Source organism: Flavobacterium sp. P21 (assembly GCF_050632225.1).
Lineage (GTDB): Bacteria > Bacteroidota > Bacteroidia > Flavobacteriales > Flavobacteriaceae > Flavobacterium.
Map to the genome: position 1 here is coordinate 316,426 of NZ_CP192585.1, position 19,810 is coordinate 336,235.

16 protein-coding genes and 4 pseudogenes are annotated in these 19,810 nt (G+C 34.4%); 3 read left to right on the forward strand and 17 right to left on the reverse strand.

Annotated features, from left to right (window positions below; translation table 11 throughout):
* Positions 1-75: 75 nt before the first annotated feature.
* The 17 genes and pseudogenes from bioA to ACQ9BO_RS01610 form a co-directional block, all read right to left on the reverse strand.
* On the reverse strand, positions 76-1,347 hold the full coding sequence (gene bioA / locus ACQ9BO_RS01530) for an adenosylmethionine--8-amino-7-oxononanoate transaminase (RefSeq protein WP_431243380.1): 1,272 nt from the start codon (positions 1,345-1,347) through the stop codon (positions 76-78).
* Positions 1,348-1,372: 25 nt separating this feature from the next.
* Complete coding sequence (gene bioD, locus ACQ9BO_RS01535) at positions 1,373-2,005, reverse strand: dethiobiotin synthase (protein ID WP_431243381.1); 633 nt, start codon at positions 2,003-2,005, stop codon at positions 1,373-1,375.
* Between the two features lie 158 nt (positions 2,006-2,163).
* On the reverse strand, positions 2,164-2,781 hold the full coding sequence (locus ACQ9BO_RS01540; RefSeq protein WP_431243382.1) for a hypothetical protein: 618 nt from the start codon (positions 2,779-2,781) through the stop codon (positions 2,164-2,166).
* Entirely contained in the window at positions 2,771-3,274 is a 504-nt protein-coding gene (locus ACQ9BO_RS01545) for an RNA polymerase sigma factor (RefSeq protein ID WP_035652894.1), read from the reverse strand. Before ACQ9BO_RS01545 ends, ACQ9BO_RS01540 begins: the two co-directional genes overlap by 11 nt.
* A 7-nt stretch (positions 3,275-3,281) precedes the next feature.
* A pseudogene (locus ACQ9BO_RS01550) lies at positions 3,282-4,144 on the reverse strand (TraB/GumN family protein).
* Between the two features lie 98 nt (positions 4,145-4,242).
* The gene (locus ACQ9BO_RS01555) at positions 4,243-4,437 is read right to left on the reverse strand and encodes a hypothetical protein (protein ID WP_431243383.1); all 195 of its coding nucleotides are present in this window, start codon (positions 4,435-4,437) and stop codon (positions 4,243-4,245) included.
* Between the two features lie 212 nt (positions 4,438-4,649).
* A complete protein-coding gene (locus tag ACQ9BO_RS01560; protein WP_431243384.1) occupies positions 4,650-5,786 on the reverse strand; it encodes an aminotransferase class I/II-fold pyridoxal phosphate-dependent enzyme in 1,137 nt (378 codons plus the stop codon).
* 71 nt (positions 5,787-5,857) lie between these two features.
* Positions 5,858-6,499: an NAD(P)-dependent oxidoreductase gene (locus ACQ9BO_RS01565; RefSeq protein WP_431243385.1), complete on the reverse strand. Its 642-nt coding sequence runs from the start codon at positions 6,497-6,499 to the stop codon at positions 5,858-5,860.
* A gap of 187 nt (positions 6,500-6,686) precedes the next feature.
* A complete protein-coding gene (locus ACQ9BO_RS01570) occupies positions 6,687-6,968 on the reverse strand; it encodes a F0F1 ATP synthase subunit epsilon (protein ID WP_431243386.1) in 282 nt (93 codons plus the stop codon).
* An 81-nt stretch (positions 6,969-7,049) separates the two neighbouring features.
* Positions 7,050-8,561, reverse strand: a complete 1,512-nt coding sequence (gene atpD / locus ACQ9BO_RS01575; protein WP_026727486.1) for a F0F1 ATP synthase subunit beta — start codon at positions 8,559-8,561, stop codon at positions 7,050-7,052.
* A gap of 231 nt (positions 8,562-8,792) precedes the next feature.
* Complete coding sequence (locus ACQ9BO_RS01580) at positions 8,793-9,062, reverse strand: hypothetical protein (protein ID WP_431243387.1); 270 nt, start codon at positions 9,060-9,062, stop codon at positions 8,793-8,795.
* Positions 9,052-10,005, reverse strand: coding sequence for a hypothetical protein (locus tag ACQ9BO_RS01585; protein ID WP_431243388.1), 954 nt, complete (start codon positions 10,003-10,005; stop codon positions 9,052-9,054). The genes ACQ9BO_RS01580 and ACQ9BO_RS01585 overlap by 11 nt, the downstream gene beginning before the upstream one ends.
* The gene (locus ACQ9BO_RS01590) at positions 10,002-10,235 is read right to left on the reverse strand and encodes a hypothetical protein (protein WP_431243389.1); all 234 of its coding nucleotides are present in this window, start codon (positions 10,233-10,235) and stop codon (positions 10,002-10,004) included. Before ACQ9BO_RS01590 ends, ACQ9BO_RS01585 begins: the two co-directional genes overlap by 4 nt.
* A 117-nt stretch (positions 10,236-10,352) precedes the next feature.
* Positions 10,353-13,143 (reverse strand): annotated as a pseudogene (locus ACQ9BO_RS01595) (TonB-dependent receptor domain-containing protein).
* Positions 13,144-13,446: 303 nt separating this feature from the next.
* A pseudogene (gene glmS, locus ACQ9BO_RS01600) lies at positions 13,447-15,296 on the reverse strand (glutamine--fructose-6-phosphate transaminase (isomerizing)).
* Positions 15,297-15,305: 9 nt separating this feature from the next.
* The gene (locus tag ACQ9BO_RS01605) at positions 15,306-17,006 is read right to left on the reverse strand and encodes a DUF4270 domain-containing protein (protein WP_431243390.1); all 1,701 of its coding nucleotides are present in this window, start codon (positions 17,004-17,006) and stop codon (positions 15,306-15,308) included.
* A gap of 18 nt (positions 17,007-17,024) precedes the next feature.
* Positions 17,025-17,831, reverse strand: coding sequence for a glycogen/starch synthase (locus ACQ9BO_RS01610; RefSeq protein ID WP_132987792.1), 807 nt, complete (start codon positions 17,829-17,831; stop codon positions 17,025-17,027).
* Between the two features lie 78 nt (positions 17,832-17,909).
* Here ACQ9BO_RS01610 and panC point away from each other — a divergent pair, with 78 nt between their 5' ends.
* The 3 genes and pseudogenes from panC (at position 17,910) to ACQ9BO_RS01625 (ending at position 19,780) form a co-directional block, all read left to right on the forward strand.
* The gene (gene panC / locus ACQ9BO_RS01615) at positions 17,910-18,788 is read left to right on the forward strand and encodes a pantoate--beta-alanine ligase (protein ID WP_431243391.1); all 879 of its coding nucleotides are present in this window, start codon (positions 17,910-17,912) and stop codon (positions 18,786-18,788) included.
* Positions 18,789-18,802: 14 nt separating this feature from the next.
* Positions 18,803-19,153, forward strand: a pseudogene (panD, locus tag ACQ9BO_RS01620) (aspartate 1-decarboxylase).
* A gap of 195 nt (positions 19,154-19,348) precedes the next feature.
* Positions 19,349-19,780 (forward strand): alpha/beta hydrolase, encoded by a 432-nt coding sequence (locus tag ACQ9BO_RS01625; protein ID WP_431243392.1) that lies wholly within the window; start codon positions 19,349-19,351, stop codon positions 19,778-19,780.
* The last annotated feature ends 30 nt before the right edge of the window (positions 19,781-19,810 follow it).

The window sequence follows — 19,810 nt, forward strand, 5'->3', positions numbered from 1 at the left end:
ATTTTACGGATTAAACGGATTTTGAAATATTAATCTGCGTAAATCCGTTTAATCTGTATTAATCCGCGGGCATAATTACACCATTTCTATCGCTTCTTCGATTGTCTTATAAACTTTTTGAAGCTGTTCGTCTGTCATTATGTACGGAGGCAAAATATACACAATATTTCCAACCGGTCTTAAAACAACCCCATTTTCAATAAAGAAATTATATAATTTGGTACGCATTGAACCATAATAACTTTCTTCTGAATCTGATTTTATTTCCACTGCAAAAATAACTCCGAGTGTTCTAGCCGTTGTTACTTTCGGGTGATTTTGAATTTTCTTCTGAAACTCTAAATGCCTTTTATTTATTCTTTGAATATTGTTCTGCATTTCGTCCGTTTGCAACAATTCAATACTTGCTAAAGTGGCGAGACAACCTGTCGGATTTGCAGTAAAAGTATGACCGTGAAATAATGCTTTATTGATATCATCATCATAAAAAGCATCAAAAACTTCTTGTGTAAAAGTTGTAATCGCCATTGGAATTGTTCCTCCAGTTAAAGCTTTCGACAAACAAATCATATCTGGATCAGCATCGACATAATCCATTGCAAATGTTTTTCCTGTTTTGCCAAAACCTGTCATTACTTCATCGGCAATGGTTAAAACATTATTTTCTTTACAAATTTCAATCAGCTTTGCCAATGCTTCTGGCTCGTACATTACCATTCCGGTCGCGCCTTGTACCAAAGGCTCAAAAATAAATCCTGCGCAATTATTATTTTCAATTGCCTTTTTCAACGCTTCAAAACTTGCATCTTCCTGTCCTTTTACCGGAACCGGAATTCGGACAACATCAATAAACATTCCTTGAAAAGCTTGCGTATAAAACGAAATACCGCTTGCGGCCATTGCGGCAAAAGTATCTCCGTGAAAAGCATTTTCAAAAGCAATTATCGTGGTACGTTTTTCATTTTTATTGAAAAAATACTGCAACGCAACTTTTATTGCTACTTCAACTGCTGTTGAACCGTTATCAGAAAAGAAGATTTTTTGCTGATTCTTAGGCAAAATTTCCATCAATTTCTCGGCTACTTTTATTGCAGGTTCGTGCGTGAATCCACCAAACAAAACGTGTTCTAAAGTTGTCAACTGTTTGTAAATCGCATCGGCAATGAATTTATTGCTGTGCCCAAAAGGATTTACCCACCAAGATGCAATCGCATCTATATATTCTTTATTGTTTTCATCCCAAAGCAATGCTCCTTCTCCTCTAGATATTGCAATTGGCGTTTGAGAAGTTTTATGTTGTGTATAAGGATGCCAAAGATACTGGCAGTCTTTTTCTTGTAAAGTCATCTTTATAGATTGTAGATTTCTGATTTTAGATTTTAGATTTTTCCAGTGACAACAAATTGTTTCTGAACAAATCTGCATATTCTTTAATTACATTTTGATCGAAATATGGTTCTTCATCGATTCTTCCAATGCATTTAATTCCGGTTTTATTCAGAATTAAACTTTCAGTCGATTTATTTTCGCTTCCGCTGAATATAATTCCGTCAACTTGAAAACCGCGATTCTGAATCGCTTCAATAGTCAATAAAGTGTGATTGATACTTCCTAAATAATGTCTTGAAACCACAATGATTTTATAATCCTTCTGAATCAAATCTACAATTGTATCTTTTTCGTTTAATGGAACAAAAATTCCTCCTGCGCCTTCAATTACTAAATGATTTTCTGTTTTTGGTTCTTGGATATTCTTCAGATCAATTTCAATTCCATCGATTTCAGCGGCAAAATGCGGACTTGCTGGCGTATTCAACTCATATGCATTCGGAAATAATTGAGATTTTGAATTTGATATCTTAGATTTTACCTTGTGCGTATCGCTAAAATCTAAATCTCCAGCTTGTATCGGTTTCCAGTAATCAGCTTCTAAAGCTTCAACCACAATTGTCGATGCCACAGTTTTACCGACATCAGTTGAAATCCCTGTAATAAATATTTTCATAGGTTGTTGTTTCGCAGAGATTCGCAAAGAGTACGCAAAGCGACACAAAGAATAAATAATTTTGTGAATCTTGGAGTCTTCCTTGCAAATCTCTGTGTAGTATTCTCCGCAAAAATACCAATAAAAAAGCAAACCCATCAATTACGATGGGCTCTGTTTTATTCTTCTTTCAGTTCGTCGATTACTTTTTTAATTTCTTTAGCATATTTTCCATAAAAGCTTTTTACTGTCCATTCCAAAGAAAACCCCATAAATAAGATGCAAAAGGCAACTATGACAAAAACACTTATTAATTGCCCATTACTAAAACTCTCTACTTGAAATCCCCCTGGTTTCATAGAAAATTTATCATATAAAAAACCAAGTAAAAACAATACTAAAAAAGGTGTTAATGCAAACCCAAACGTTTTGTACAATTCCATATTTAATCTTATATCGAAATAAGTTTCATACAGACTGTCTTTCGTTTTTAATGTGATATTATTTAATCTTTTATAAAAGAAATAAAGTTTAGTCAGATAATAAATACAAACTGCAAAAAAGATACTATACAGCAGATAAAAAGGTGCAATCCATTTTTCCGAAAAACCATACAGATAAGGTGTCAAACCTATCAATACTGTTGCTATTGTTTGCATTATCAAATCATTCCTCAAATTTCTTCTGATCTTGCCTAAAGGCGTACTTGCCGAATTTATCTTTTCCAAATTATCTGGAAGAACAACATTTTCGGTCTTTTCGTTGTTCCATGCGTTTTGTATATCGTTAAAATCCATATCCTTGATTTTTAATTATTTCTTTTAATTTTTCTTTTGCTCTGTTTAGTTTTACTCTGGCATTTCCTTCTGAAATTCCGAGATTCTCGCCAATTTCTTTATGAGAAAAACCTTCTAACTGATAGAAAATGATAGCTTTGTCAATTTTTTCGAGTTTTTGCACTGCCTTATAAAAATGATCCAACTGACTTTCTTTTATGTGTGAGTCGCCTTCATCATCTTTAATATTTTCTGATGCAATTTCATATTTGTCAACCTTTCGTTTTTCTTTTCTCAGGAAAACAATCGCGGTATTTACCGCTACTCGATACATCCAGGTCGAAAATTGACTTTCATTCCGAAACGTATCATACGATTTCCAAAGCTGACAGACAATTTCCTGAAACAAATCCTGCTGATCATCATAATTGTCCATGTACATTTTTGAAACCTTGTACAGAATTCCTTTGTGACTTTCTATCCGATTTAAAAACTCTTGTTCTTTCTCTTTCAAAATAGTTTTAGTTCATTACTGGTTTTACAATATATCCTGCTTTTCTTAATAAATAAATCACTCCTTGCTCACCTACTAAATGTGCTGAACCAACCGCCACAAATAAACTTTCCTTTTTCATCATGCCAGACATTTTTTGCACCCAATCTTTGTTTCTATCATCCAGCATCCATTTTTTGGTATTGTCGCTCATTTCTTTTTCACTTGCGGTATCATCATAAAGATTAAGCAAATTTTCATCTTTATAATCTTGAACCATTTTTTTGTTTCTTCCTTGTTTATTTCTTCTATAGTAGCTATTAATTCAGCGTCGCTGTATGCATTAGACAATGTATTTAGTCGCCCTTTTACCGTTTCGAAACCTGCAATCTCTTTATTCTTACTTTTCGCCAAAGTCATAAATTCCATTTCATAAGATTTTAAAGTTTCACAGTCAAATGCCTTCATCGAAATTAAACTCATTATGGTCGCTAAACTATAATTATCGAGCTGTTGCAATTTTAATCCGGCGGTTTTCTGTAAAATTAAATCTAACTTAGAAAATTGCTCTGGGGTTAATTTCTTGCTTAACGGCTCTGAAGATAATGCTAATTTTTGTACATCGGCCATTTCATTTGGGTCAAAAAAGTTGATTTCGACAATTAATTTCTCTGATTTCTCAAATGCATTTTTTGTTTTGTCCGATAAAAAATAATCGGTTGGGCAAATAGAATGAATTGTGCCGTAAACGTAAGAAGGTTTTGTTATTCCGTTTCCTGAAACTTCCCATAAAAGAGAGTTTTCAAGTTTTTGAGATTTTGTTTGTGCCTGAGCAGATGAACTAAAAACAAGTACGACAATTGCTATTACTGATTTGATTAAATTTTTCATGATTTTGATTGATTTTGATTGATGATAATTGATTTTGATTGATGATAATTGATTTTTGATTGACTTATTTGATTTGATTGATGATTGAAACTAGACTATTATTTGCTGTATTTTTTTCTTTGCCAAGAAGCGATAGCCGCAAGGAAGAAAAATCCCGTAACAAGTAATAAAGTTGTATTTGGATGATCTAATAAAAAATGATTTGTTAAAGCATATCCAAATGCTCCTGAAGTCAAAAAGATGAAAATAAAATTGAAGATATTTTCTTTTGATAAAGCTGTTTTCGTTTTCATAATTATTTTGGTTTATTTGATTACGGCTCGTAAGTAATCGAATAATCAAAACGTTACAAAAAAATTTCAACTTTTTTTAAAAAGTGAGGAAATACGGTACTTGAGAAGCCAATATTTTTTATTACACAGAGATACACAAAGAAAAACTCACAAAGATTCACAAAGTTTCTTTGTGTAGCTCTGCGTAATTTTGTGTATCTCTGTGAAATAACTTAAAAAACAAAATCTCTTAGTAACCCTAAGACCTGACTGATTTCTTCTTCAGTATTAAAACTATGAATACAAAAACGAAGTCTTTCCTGGCCTTCGGGAACTGTTGGAGATAAAATAGCTTTTACATCAAAACCTTTGTCCTGCAATTGTTGGGCAATACGTTTGACGTTTTCATTACCCGGAATAATCGCCGATTGAATTGCCGATTTGCTTCTGACAAACATTGGTTTTAAACCTAATAAATTTTTCTGCTGATTAAAGAAAACTATATTTTGGCGAAGCTTATCAATTGCTTCTTTTTCAATTTCCAATTGCTGATAAGCAATCAAAATTGTGGCAACAGAATGCGGAGACAATCCTGTTGTATAAATAAAACTTCGGGCGAAGTTTACTAAATATTCTTTAAGTTCGGGACTTCCTAAAACAACTGCTCCGTGACAGCCTAAGCCTTTTCCAAAAGTCATGATTCTTGCAAAAATCCTATTATGCAGTTGAAGATGCTGTGTGAGACCTTCACCTTTTTCGCCAAAAACACCAAGCGTATGCGCTTCATCAACTACTAAATAACAATTGTATTTTTCAGTCAATTGCACCAATTCTTCCAAATTCGGACTATCGCCATCCATTGAAAAAACAGTTTCGGTAACAATATAGATATTGGTATCTGGAAATTTTAGAATCAGACGTTCTAAATCTTCAAAATCATTGTGATTGAATTTGTACGATTTCGCATTCGACATCATAATTCCGTCACGAATTGAAGCATGACTTAACTCATCATACAAAATAACGTCATTTCGTTGCGGTATAGCGCTAAAAAACCCAACATTGGCATCGTAACCCGAATTGAAAATTAAAGCCGTTTCTGCGTCGTGAAATTCAGCAATAAAAGTTTCAGCAATTTGGTATAAAGTATGATTACCTGAAATCAATCGAGAACCTGTCGCGCCATTTTGAATAATCTCATTTTCTATTAAATAATGGTGCGACTGCTTGAAAATAGATTCCGATTTTGAAAATCCAATATAATCGTTTGAAGAAAAATCGACAAGATTATTAAAACTTGGCAATTTTCTCAACGAGTTATTTTGCTTTCTAACTTCAAGCTTTTGAACAAGATTTTCTGGTAATTTCATAAAAGCAAAGTTATGAAATTGAAGTTAGAATAAACGGCAGGCACAAAACGACCTGCCGCTTTGCTTTTGTTTTACAAAACAGCGCTTATAAATGGCGCTTTTTTTAGAAATTTATTCAGAACCATTTCTTCAATCATAAAGTCCGCAATATTTCTAGCACTGATTTTATCTCCTGCGCAATCCTCGGTATTTACCGCAATTTCAGTTTTTTCATCTGTGAATTCGATAAACGGAACACGAACCAAAGTCCAATCAACAGCACTGTCAACCAAAAGATCATAAGTTAATTGCCGATCTTTCTGAATTTCCGGAAAATTGATCTTCATCCAATTTGTAGCCATAAGTGTTTTTTCACTTTTATGATCAAATGGCGTATCGATATTTAAGCCTACCAACAAAACATATCTTTGAATATTAAATTCTTTCATTGCCTTCAAGACATGTATAGTCGCTTGACTTGCAACCATTGGTTCGCCCGGCCTTTGACCAATAGTGCTAACTACAGCTTGACAATCTTCTAATAAAGATCTGATGGCTTCTTCATCAATAGCATCACCTTTGACAATTTCTAAATCTGGATATTGAATCGTGAAGTCTTCAGGATTTCGAAGCAACATTTTCACCTTAAATCCTTTTTCTAATAACTGGTTTACAAGAAATTTTCCAGTTCTTCCTCCGCCACCTAAAACGGCAACTTTTGATATATTTTTCATAAGTAATCTTTATAAAATTTGACATAAATAATTTGCGCTTTATCAATCAGACAAAGCGAAAACGCAAAAGCTTACTGAGCTTTTACAACAAAATCAATATTTTATAAAGAGATTTTAATACCTCAAAAGTAAAAAATAAAAAAAGCCAAACAAACTGTTTGGCTTCTTAACTTATTTTGAAATTGTCTTAGTCAACTAAAACAATTACTTTATTGTCTTTCATTTCGATTGTACCTGACGTAATTTCTAATGTATAGGTTTGGTCATTAACTCTCGTAAATTTATCTGCTACCTCTTTAGAAAAATTAAAGCTCGAAGCCGCAATTTTTACAGTTCCTTTTTCTAGAATAGAAACAATAGGAGCGTGATTATTCAAAATTTGAAAGCTTCCATCAACTCCAGGCACTGTAACCGAAGTTACTTCTCCTGAAAATAATTTTGCCTCTGGTGATACTATATCTAAAATCATATCTTTTTAGTTTATAGTTGATGGTTGATGGTTGATGGTTGCTTTCTAACAACTGACAACTAACAACTAACAACCAAATTATTAAGCTTCAGCTAACATTTTCTCTCCAGCTTCAATTGCATCTTGAATAGAACCTTTCAAGTTGAAAGCCGCTTCTGGAAGGTGATCTAACTCACCATCGATAATCATGTTGAAACCTTTGATAGTATCTTTAATATCAACTAATACACCTGGGATACCTGTAAATTGCTCTGCTACGTGGAATGGCTGAGACAAGAAACGTTGTACACGACGTGCTCTAGATACTGCAAGTTTATCTTCTTCAGATAACTCCTCCATACCTAAGATTGCGATGATATCTTGTAATTGTTTATATTTTTGAAGAATCTCTTTTACTCTTTGTGCACAGTTGTAGTGCTCATCCCCTAAGATGTGTGGAGTTAAAATTCTTGAAGTCGAATCTAACGGGTCAACCGCAGGATAGATACCTAACTCAGCAATTTTACGAGATAATACTGTTGTAGCATCTAAGTGCGCGAAAGTCGTAGCTGGCGCAGGGTCAGTTAAGTCATCCGCAGGAACGTAAACCGCTTGTACAGATGTAATTGATCCTTTGTTTGTAGATGTAATACGCTCTTGCATTGCACCCATCTCAGTTGCTAAAGTTGGTTGGTAACCTACCGCAGATGGCATACGACCTAAAAGTGCAGATACCTCAGAACCAGCTTGTGTAAAACGGAAGATATTATCAACGAAGAATAATACGTCTTTTCCTTGGTCTGATCCAGCTCCATCACGGAAATATTCAGCGATAGATAATCCTGAAAGTGCTACACGAGCACGAGCTCCAGGTGGCTCATTCATTTGTCCGAAAACGAAAGTAGCTTTAGACTCTCTCATTCCTGGCATATCTACTTTAGATAAATCCCATCCTCCATTTTCCATAGAGTGCATGAAATCATCACCGTATTTAATAATTCCTGACTCTAACATCTCACGAAGCAAGTCATTTCCTTCACGTGTTCTTTCACCTACTCCAGCGAATACTGAAAGTCCACCGTGACCTTTTGCGATATTGTTGATCAACTCCTGAATCAATACTGTTTTACCAACACCAGCACCACCAAACAATCCAATTTTACCACCTTTTGCGTAAGGCTCGATCAAATCGATTACTTTAATACCTGTGAATAAAACTTCAGATGAAGTTGATAAATCTTCGAATTTAGGAGCTTGTCTGTGGATTGGTAAACCGTTTTCTCCAGTTTTTGGCAATTCACCTAAACCATCAATTGCATCTCCAACAACATTAAATAATCTTCCATATACATCTGGACCGATTGGCATTTGGATTGGATTTCCAGTTCCAACTACCTCATATCCTCTAGACAAACCGTCTGTAGAGTCCATAGAGATTGTACGTACAGTGTTTTCTCCAATGTGAGATTGTACTTCTAGAACTAATAAAGTTCCATCTTTTTTTGTGATTTCTAATGAATCATAAATTTTTGGAAGTTCAACATCCTTACCGTTGAAAACTACGTCAACTACTGGTCCAATGATTTGAGCAACTTTTCCTATTACTTTTGACATTACTTATGTATTTATTAAATAGCTATTTAGGTTTATCGAAAATACCTCTTTTTTCAGAGCGCAAAGATAATTTTTTAAAATATAAAATCAATTTTTTTTCATAAAAAATATCATCATTTTGTTTGATTCCTAAAAGTTGGGCTTCAAATAACTAAAACAGTAAATTTTAACACTATAAAAAAAGCCACTGCATTTTAAAAATGAGTGACTTTCTTACTAAAAAAATTGGCTTTATTGAATTGTTTGCGGATATTGAATTGGATATAAAGCCAAATCAACATGGCGCAATGTAGAACCATATTTTGCATTGATGGCATCGATAAAGATATTAGCGATCAAACCATAACCTCTTGCACTTGGATGAACTCCGTCTAAAGAGAATGCCCCTCCAGTAACATATGTAGACGACATTACATAGTTTCCAAATTTAATTCCTCCGCTTGACAGCCGCGTCAAAACTGATCTTGTATCCACGAAAGCCAAGCCTTTTTCAGCGAGCAACTGCCTGAATTGCGACATTATACGCATCTGTTGCTTTTTTAACTTCAGCAACTTCGTCTTTTGTCAAAACCCAGCTGTCTGCCAATGGCACTGAAAGTCCATTTACTTTTGTTGGATCGCCTCCAACAGTAGTTCCTATGAATGTTCTTGCCGACAAAACAACTAAATCCTCTTTTGTAGCTTGTCTGTATGACGGAATGCCATAAGCAGAAAGATTAGTCAAATAACTATCAACCAAAACAACTGCATTACTTCCTGCTTTAAAATTAATTGTTCTTCTAGCGACTTCATCAGCAGTCAATAATTTATTAGCAACCATTTGCTGTAAACCTCCATTATAGGCCGCATAACCAGCATTCAACTGAGTTGCTAAAGTAGCCGTAAGTGTAGCTGGATTATAAGGTACAGTTATAAAATAAGGCAAACTTGTAATATAAGGCAAATTAGCCACAACACCTTTTGCTCCTTTTGAAGTCAAAGCTGTTGCTAAATTTGTAAAAACAGTTTTGAAAACCGTTGGGTCTGTTATATCACTTCCTCCATAAGTTGAAGGATCCATGTTTCCAGTCTGATCTTTCCCAGTTCCACCAGAAGTTGCGTACGCCAAAACATCATTTCCTCCAATAAACAAAGAAAAGAAGGTTGGATTTTGTGCCATTGCATCTGCCAAAACAGTTGTAGATGGCGCACTTGAAAACCTAGCAAAATATGGATTAGCCAAACCTGAAGCAACTCCAGCAGTATTTCCGTAACCTGCCGCAATCAAGTGATAACTTTTTGCTCCTGGAACTCCCATGTTATTAAATGCACCTGAAAGATGTGATGTAACTTCGGTTGTAGGCTTACCTGCAACGTTAACTGGTGCTTGTCCGTTGAAATACAAACGTGTTCCAGCAATTACGTTTCCACCTAAAAGCAAACCTCCAATATTATCATTCGTCAAAGGTGTCTTAAATTCTCCTCCTCCTGCAGAGCAACAAACTGTCGCGCCAAAATATTTGGATATGCATTACTCTGTCCTTTTACAAACAAAGCATTATCACTGTATCCCGCCGCAAAAGAATCTCCAAGCGCTACATATTTTGTAAAAACTGCTGAACCTGGAACAACCGGTACTTCTGCAGGCGTATCATTATCATCACTATTACATGCCATAAAGGTTAAAGAAACCAATAAAAGCCATTTTATATTTTTTTCATGTCATTAAAATTTAAAATTATTACTTCCCTCCATTCATCGTAATTGAGAAAAAGAAAGAAAACCTTACTTCATCAAAATAACTTCTTTCAATTATGGATTAATCGTCCAAGAAGCAAACCACATCTGACCAATTGCTCCGGCACCAATTACTTGGATATAATCTTTTCCGAAAAGGTTAGTTGCTCCAACTTTAATAACTGATTTAAGTTTTGGCAAAGCATAATTAACTTGTGCATCAAGAACAGTATTTTCTGGAATCATTCCGTCTCCAAAAGAAGATTGCCATAAATATTCTGTGTTCCATCTCACATTCACATTAAATCCTAAATTCTTAGCCACTTTTGCATTTCCAAGAGAGGCTTTAATTCTATGTTTTGGAGTGTTAAATCCAGCTACGAAACCTGGATCTTCTGACTGATCAAAGTCAAATTGAGCATAGTTATAATTCACACCAACTTCAAAGTCTTTATAAACTTTTTTAGACAAACCAACTCCGAAACCAAAAGATGAAATTTGCGCCGTTGTGTTTGTATAAACTTGATACACTCTTCTATCTCCAAAAGACAATGCCGCATAAGTCATTTGCACATTTGGATCAGCAGGATTTGTCCCTACCGTACCGTAATAAGGAGAAATAACTCTTGCCGTATTCATGAAGTCATTATAAATGTTGTAATAAGCATTCAAATCGATTGACAAATCATTTTGAACAACAGAGCGATATCCAACCTCAAAAGCTTGAACTTGTTCTGGTTTCACCAAACCAATATTAGCCACTTGAAGATCTGCAGGATTTGCTGAAGCGACAAAAGCCTGAACTGAAGCTAATGTATATGCATTGTGATATGCATTTTGACCTGATAAATTAACAGTCGCAGGAACTCCCAATGCTTGACCCGCTAAACTCACTGGCATAGTTTCTTGGAATCTATCTAAGTTTTCAGGCGCCGAACCAATTAAAGCGAATGGCCCTAAATCTAAACCGATATACTGATCTTGTGTTGTTGGGTTACGGAAACCTGTTTGATATGATGCTCTGAAATTATGTCTTTTTGATTCTCCGGCGACATATGTAAATGATACTCTTGGGGAAATATTTCCATCAAAATTCTGGCTTTTGTCATAACGCAAAGATCCTGTGAATTTCAATCTGTCGTCTAACCATTTTTTTGCAATTGAGCATATGCTCCGTATTCTTTATATTCAATTGGACCATCATAATCGGTAAAAATAGTTCCTTCTGAATCCATGATGTATTTTCTCCAAGAACCACCTACTTGAATTTCTGCCCATTTAACTAAATCTCTAAAATTATAATTCACATCTGAGTGATATAATTTTGAATGATCAATAAATTTCGCTCCTTGTGTCAAATCAGGATTTGCAATTACTTTTGCAAGAGCACTGTTAAACTGTGCAGAACCTGGTTCAAATCTAGCAGAACCTGTTGGTTTTGGAAGGAAAGAAAGTGCAGGAGGAAGAATATTGTAATCTGCAAAATTTCTCGCAATAGCGAGCAGATTCATTTGCATTTGTCCCCATTACCGCACCAGAATACTGATAAGCTGTCGCATAATTAGTAAACCATTCTTGGTCTGATTTTGTCGCTCTGTTTACGTTCCAAGTCGCGAATCTCATATCATAAGAATCTCCAGCATCTTCACTTGTAAAATAAACTCTACCAAAGAAATTTTTACCTTTTACCTCAAATTTCCCTTGTTGCATTAAGAAATCTTTTAATGCATATCTGTTTGCGCCTTGATAAATTGTACTTCCTGTACCAATTTTATATTGCAAAATAAATTCAGTATCATCTTTCCAAGGTTTGAAATGCGCACTGAAATCGGCTTTCATACTTTTAACTTTATTATCAGTCAAGTCTTGTTCACGATACCCAGTTCTACTTACTTGTCCAACATTTGGAATAAAAGTAGTCACCTCGTCACCATAAATGTTCAATCCATCATAATTCTGATTTACTGCATGGCTGTCACCTCCAGCCGTCATACTTCTTTTATCTGCGGCAATCCATTCTGTCGCTTCCATATAAGTGAAATTAGCTTTCATAGCAAAAGTCTCTGTAAATGCTTTTGCGGCTCTAATTCCGAAATCATTATAATCATTAGTTCCGGCAAGCATCCTGAGATGTTTGTCCGTATTTATAGTAAACGCTAATTCCTTCATTTGTAAAAGGGCTTTTACTGCTCATAAACATAATACCATTAAATGCATTTGCTCCATAAAGTGCCGAAGATGCTCCAGGCAAAAGCTCAACACTTGCAACATCAATATCAGAAACACCAATTAAATTCCCCAAAACAAAATTTAAAGCTGGTGATGAATTATCCATTCCATCAACTAATTGCATAAAGCGCGTATTTGCAACCGTAGCAAAACCACGAGTATTCACAGATTTGAATGAGATACTGCTGGTATTGAAATGAACCTCTTTCAAATTCTCTAAACCATCATAAAAAGTTGCCGCTGTTGTATTTTTAATTTCCTGAATTCCCATTCTTTCAACAGTTACAGGCGATTCGATAATCCTTTCAGGAGTTCTGGAAGCCGAAACTACAATTTCATCCAATTTATTCTCCTCATCTTTTAGGACTACATCAATTTTTTGACTTAATGAAGTAACACTAATTGTTTTTGTTTCAAAACCTACTGCAGAAACCTTAATAGTGAAAGGTGGTTTTGAAGTGGTATTCAATTTAAACGTACCATCAAAATCGGTCGAAGTTCCAGTTGAACTTCCTACAATATTAATGTTGGCACCAGGAATAGATTGTTTGTTACTATCGGTAACAGAACCAGTAATCGTATTCTGCGCAAAAGAAACGCCGCAGAAAAACAACATAATCAGCAAGTAGATTCTCATTTTGGGTTAGGTTTTTGGTTAGTTTATATAGCCAAAATACAAATATTTTTGAGATTAATAAAAAAACGTTAAAAAAAATTAATATACCGCATAAATTTTGTTAGTATTTTAACTTTTTCACATTGTGTTTTATTCAATTAACAGCAAGAACAAGGCAGTCCAAATCTTAAATAGTATGCATACATATAAAATTTAGATAAAAAAATGAGGATTTAATAAAAATAACGGGGTAAGAAAAAAATTCGATAATAAAAAAAGCGAGACCAAAATCTCGCTTTTTTAACATTTATATATAGTAAAATATTATTCTACAGTAACTGATTTTGCCAAGTTACGTGGTTGATCTACGTTGCAACCTCTCATAACTGCAATGTAATACGAAAGCAATTGCAATGGAATTGTCGTAATAAGTGGTGATAAAGCATCTGAAGTTGCAGGAATTTCAATTACATAATCGGCCAACTCGCGAACTTGAGTATCACCTTTTGTAACAACAGCAATAATTTTACCACTTCGAGATTTAATCTCCTGAATGTTACTTACAATTTTATCATAATGACCTTGGCTAGGCGCAATTACAATAACTGGCATATGCTCATCAATCAAAGCAATAGGACCGTGTTTCATTTCGGCCGCAGGATATCCTTCAGCATGGATATACGAAATCTCTTTTAACTTAAGAGCTCCTTCAAGTGCAACTGGAAAATTGTATCCACGACCTAAATAAAGACAGTTTGGCGAATCTTTAAAAGCGTACGCAATTTCTTTTGCTTTATCATTTGTTTCCAAAGCCTCTGCAACCTTCTCAGGAATTATTTCTAATTCTTGCAAATAAGCATGAAAATCGCTGTTAGTCAAAGTTCCTTTTGCTTTTCCTAATTTCAAGGCAATCATAGTTAAAACTGTGATTTGAGTAGTAAAAGCTTTAGTTGAAGCTACTCCAATCTCTGGTCCAGCATGTGTATAAGCACCTGCATGGCTTTCTCTTGAAATAGAAGAACCTACAACATTACAAACTCCAAAAACAAATGCACCATTTTCTTTTGCAAGCTTAATAGCCGCCATTGTATCTGCCGTTTCTCCAGATTGAGAAATTGCAATAACTACGTCATCTTTGTTTATAATTGGATTTCTGTATCTAAATTCAGAAGCATATTCCACTTCAACTGGAATACGGGTAAACTCTTCAAAAATGTATTCTGCTACTAAACCTGCGTGCCATGACGTACCACAAGCTACAATCAGAATTCTTTTTGCATTTAAGAATTTTTCAAGATTATCCTCAACACCTGCCATTTGAACAATTCCTTCATTTGCATGAAGTCTTCCTCTGTATGTATCTTTAATTACACTTGGTTGTTCGTAGATTTCTTTCAGCATGAAATGATCATATCCTCCTTTTTCAATCTGCTCCAAGTTCATTTGAAGTTCTTGAATATAAGGATCAACTAATGAGTCATCTTTTATTTTTCTAACTTTAAGAGGCTTGTGCAATCTAATATTTGCCATCTCGCCATCTTCAAGATAAATTGCATTTGAAGTATATTCAATAAAAGGTGAAGCATCAGAAGCAACAAAATATTCTCCGTCACCAACACCAATTGCCAATGGACTTCCTAATCTTGCCGCAACAATTTCATCAGGATTTTTTTATCAAAAACTGCAATTGCGTAAGCACCTACAACTTGATTTAAAGCAATCTGAACTGCCTTTCCTAATTTAATATTTTCTTTTTTCTGAACTTCCTCAATTAAGTTTACTAAAACCTCTGTATCTGTATCCGATTTAAAAGTATAACCTCTCTTGATTAATTCCTCTTTAAGCGGTGCATAATTTTCAATAATTCCGTTGTGAATAATAACCAATTCACCAGAATTAGAAAGATGCGGATGCGAATTTACATCATTTGGCACTCCGTGGGTAGCCCAGCGTGTATGCCCAATACCAATCGTTCCGTTTGTTTTCAAGTTTTCTTGCGCCTTAGCTTCAAGATCCGAAACCTTACCTTTTGTTTTACAAAGTTTTACTCCAGATTCGTTGTCAAATAACATAACACCGGCACTGTCATAACCTCTGTACTCGAGTCGTTTTAATCCTTTGATAACAATAGGATACGCCTCTCTATGGCCAATATACCCAACAATTCCACACATATATATTTATTAATTTGGTTTCGTGTAGTAAACTTCGAGTTTCAGTCTTTTGTCTTCAGGAACATTTGAATTCCCTCCATACAATATTGTTCCTAACGGACCCATAACTGAACCTCTAGGTGCATCAGTAAAATATTCAATTGGGTTAGTCCCAGGTATTGCTATTTTGTTTTTCAATTTATTAGAAGTGATTACACCAATATCTTCGGTTACAGCTAATCCTAATTTCACATTAACTGCAGTCGTATCTTTTATAAGATTTCGAACATGATTTGTAATTCTCACCTTATAATAATTTCCTCTTTTAGTGTTGGCATCAATATTAATAATACCTCCAAAAACATATTTAGTTGCTTTCGGATTGTTCGCTAACGCACCAGTAGTTCCATCCGAATAATCTATCACAGGCACATTATTAGTCATATCGTACAGATAAACCCTTTTCGGCTCTTCTGCCTGAAGACCGTTGGCATCTTTCACCGCCATTTTATCAGCATCAATATTAAAGACTAAATTCACCTCGTTTATCCTCCAGTTTTTAACTCTAAAATCATGTCTCATTTCATCCAAGACATCCGGAACACCATTCGGCTTATTGACCAAAACATCACTCTTATTATAACCTATCGCATCTGTTTTACCAAAAAGTTCAATTATAGTAGTAGATCCCTGGCCTCCTTTAATGTAAAGACTTTGATCTCCCTGTGTCCTGTTTATATTTGATTCACTTATTGCGCTCGCATAACTAGCGCTTTTAGCATCCTGTTGAAGGCTTGCTGTTGCACCCGTCAAATCAATCTCAATGCTCTTGTCTTCAGTTGTATCTTCAGGATCAGTAGTAATAGCCGTTTTTGCTTTATATTTAATAAAAATTTTACCTGCTTTTGCAAAATCCATCAAAGCTAAATTCGCAGGACTTCCTGCCACTCTTTCTACTTTAAAATACAATCCTCTAAACCAATCTTGAAACACTGTTGCATTTGCTAATTTTTCAGCAGGTGCTTTCAAAATCTTATTCATAAAGAAATCGCTATTCAACATCAGTCGCATTTCTGGAGCTACTTTGGTTAAAGTAACTTTCCCACTCGCATCAACAGTTTTATCCGTTATTTCGGCATTATCAAAAAAGAATTCTGAATTTTGCTTTTTACTGCTGGAATCATTTAATCTTGACCCTATTTTATAAGAATCAAAAGTTGTATTTTGATCTGTATAATACAATTGTGGCAATTGAGTACCATTATCATAAAAATTGCTACGCATTGCAACACCAGATTCATAAATGCTTAAATTTAATTTTCCGTTTGCGGGTCCGAAAACAGAATCTAATTCAAACGTACGCTTCCCATCAGCATCAGTCGACACTACGTGATTAAAATAAGGAACACTCAAATAAACACTATCAATTTTTACGACTTCACCAATTGTAGGAGCATATTCTGTCAAAGTTACCTGAGTCGCATAATTTCCAGTTGTTGTACCCAAAACCGGATTATCATAAATACCCAAGGCATTTGTAGCTAAACCGTTTGACTGAACAGGTGTTACTTCTTGATTATAAGCTAAAACATCATATTTCTCAGGTGTCAAATCAAAATGATTATCTCCAATTATATCATCACCAATCGCATTAAAATCTCTATCGCAGGAATATAAAAAAACAACCGTAGTCGCCACTAGAATTTTCTTAATAAAAGAAGTATTATACATGTTTAAATTTAAAGTTAATTAAAGACCCATTTTTCTATAGAAATTTGTATACGCCTCAGCGAACGCATCTTTCGGGGTGAAAGGTAAAAAAGGTTTTCCTGAAGATTCTATAAATTTTGTTAAACTTGGGGAAACATTTTCAGACGCAATAATAACAGCATCTGAATGCAATATACTTGCTTTTAAAACATTCTCATAATTTGGAACTTCTAGATCAGCAACAGATTCATGAGGCACACCATCAAATTTAACTTTGTTGATCATTTCCATATCTAAATTCTCATCGAAAGACTGTCCGTAAACCGATGTTACAATTTTAGTTTCAGAAAATAAAGCTTCATTTTTATAATAATGCTTCATATAAATAGGAAGCATTGCCGCCAACCACCCATGAACGTGAATAATATCTGGAACCCAATTCAATTTTTTAACAGTTTCAACAACTCCCTTGGCAAAAAAGATCGCGCGCTCATCATTGTCAGGATACAACGCACCTTCTTCGTCAGCAAAAGTTGCCTTACGCTTAAAATACTCATCATTATCAATAAAATAAACCTGAATTCTTTCTTTAGGAATTGAAGCAACTTTAATAATCAATGGCATATCTAAGTCATTCACTACCAAATTCATTCCAGAAAGCCTGATCACTTCGTGTAATTGATGTCTTCTCTCGTTGATATTTCCATATCTTGGCATGAAAATTCTTATCTGACCTCCTTGATCATTAATCATTTTCGGAACGTCATAAGACATTAAAGAAACCTCATTTTCAGCCAAATAAGGCACGACTTCAGATGATACATATAATATCCTCTTATCTTTCATAATAGTATTTTACTTAATTTTTGGTAATAAAAACGTCGCAAAATTACAAAAATTTATGCAGTTTATAACTAATATATTATGTTTGCACTAAATTTTAATAATACTGCCATGCATATTTTTTACGGTAAAGTAGCTTTGATAGCTTATTTAAAAACTATCAAAACCGCAAATTCAACCATCGGATTTGTACCAACCATGGGAGCTTTACACCAAGGGCATCTGGCTTTAATGCGGCGATCGCTTAAAGAAAATGACGATACCGTTGTAAGTATTTTCGTAAACCCTACTCAGTTCAATAATCCTGAAGATTTAGAAAAATATCCTCGAACTCTTGAAGAGGATGTAAAAAAAATGAGAGGATTAAGTGACAAAATAATTTTATACGCTCCTTCTGTCGAAGATATCTATGAAGGAAACACTGTTTCGCAAACATTTGATTTTGACGGTTTAGAAAATCAGATGGAAGGAAAATTCAGACCTGGGCATTTTAACGGTGTTGGAACCATAGTAAAACGTCTTTTTGAAATTGTAACACCAACTAATGCCTATTTTGGTGAAAAAGACTTTCAGCAGTTGCAAATCGTCAAAAAAATGGTCGAAAAAAACAATTTGCCTGTAAACATTGTTGGCTGTCCAATTTTTAGAGAAGACAATCTTTTGGCAATGAGCTCTCGAAACGAGCGTCTAACCGCAGAAGAAAGAAAAGAAGCCTCAATCATTTATAAGACTTTAACAGAAGCTAAAGAAATTTTTCAAAAGGGAACTCCCGAAGAAACCATCAAATTTGTAGAAGATGCTTTTAAAGATAACGAAAGATTTGACCTTGAATATTTCGTGATTGCTGACGAATCTACATTATTACCTATTGAACATAAAATTAATGACAAAAAATACCGTGCGTTTATAGCGGTATTTGTTAATTCTATAAGGTTAATTGACACCATTTCATTAAATTAAATTACCTTTGCATCATGCAAATTCAAGTTATAAAATCAAAAATTCATCGAGTAAAAGTTACTGGTGCCGATTTAAATTATATTGGCGAGCATCACTATTGATGAAACACTTCTCGAAGCTTCAAACATTATTGAAGGCGAAAAAGTATCTATCGTTAACATTAACAATGGCGAACGTTTTGAAACGTATGCTATAAAAGGCGAAAAAATTCAGGTGAAATCACTCTGAACGGTCCAGTTGCAAGAAAGGTTCAAAAAGATGACATCATCATCATCATTTCTTATGCAACTTTAGATTTTGAAGAAGCCAAAACCTTCAAGCCGTGGATTATTTTCCCTAACGAAAACGATAATTCGTTAACATAAAACTAGTTTCAAACTTATTTTTATTTTCTATTTGTCAAAATCTTTTTGCACAAACGGATTTCTTGTGCCTTAAATCAAAAAATTTAACGTAAGAAATCATTGCTTTTTTTAGCCCCAAAATACCAAAAAGCAAATAAAGTATTATATTGCCATACAATTTCCAATACTTTTTAATTCACTGAAATGCCACAAATCATGAAAAAAGTTCACCTACTAATTGTATTCATCTCTGTTTCTGTTTTTTCTCAGAAAAAATTCGATAATATAAAATCTGAAAAACTGGGAGAAGAACGAAGAATAACAATTGGACTTCCTGCTTCTTATGATGAAAAATCAGATAGAAAATATCCGGTTTTATACTTATTAGACGGCGATTATTTATTTGATCCATTTTCCGGAGCTATAAGTTATGGATCTTATTGGGATGACCTTCCTGAAATGATTATCATCGGGATACATCAAAATAAAAATGACGAGCGTGAAGACGATTCCACAATTGATCAAAATGAAGGTCTGCCTTTTGAAAAAGGAGCAAAATTTTTCGAATTCATAGGAGCTGAATTAGTTCCATATATTGAAAAAAATACCACACAGCGCCTTTCAGAATTATTGCAGGCCATGACATAACAGCAAGTTTTGCTAATTTTTATTTATACA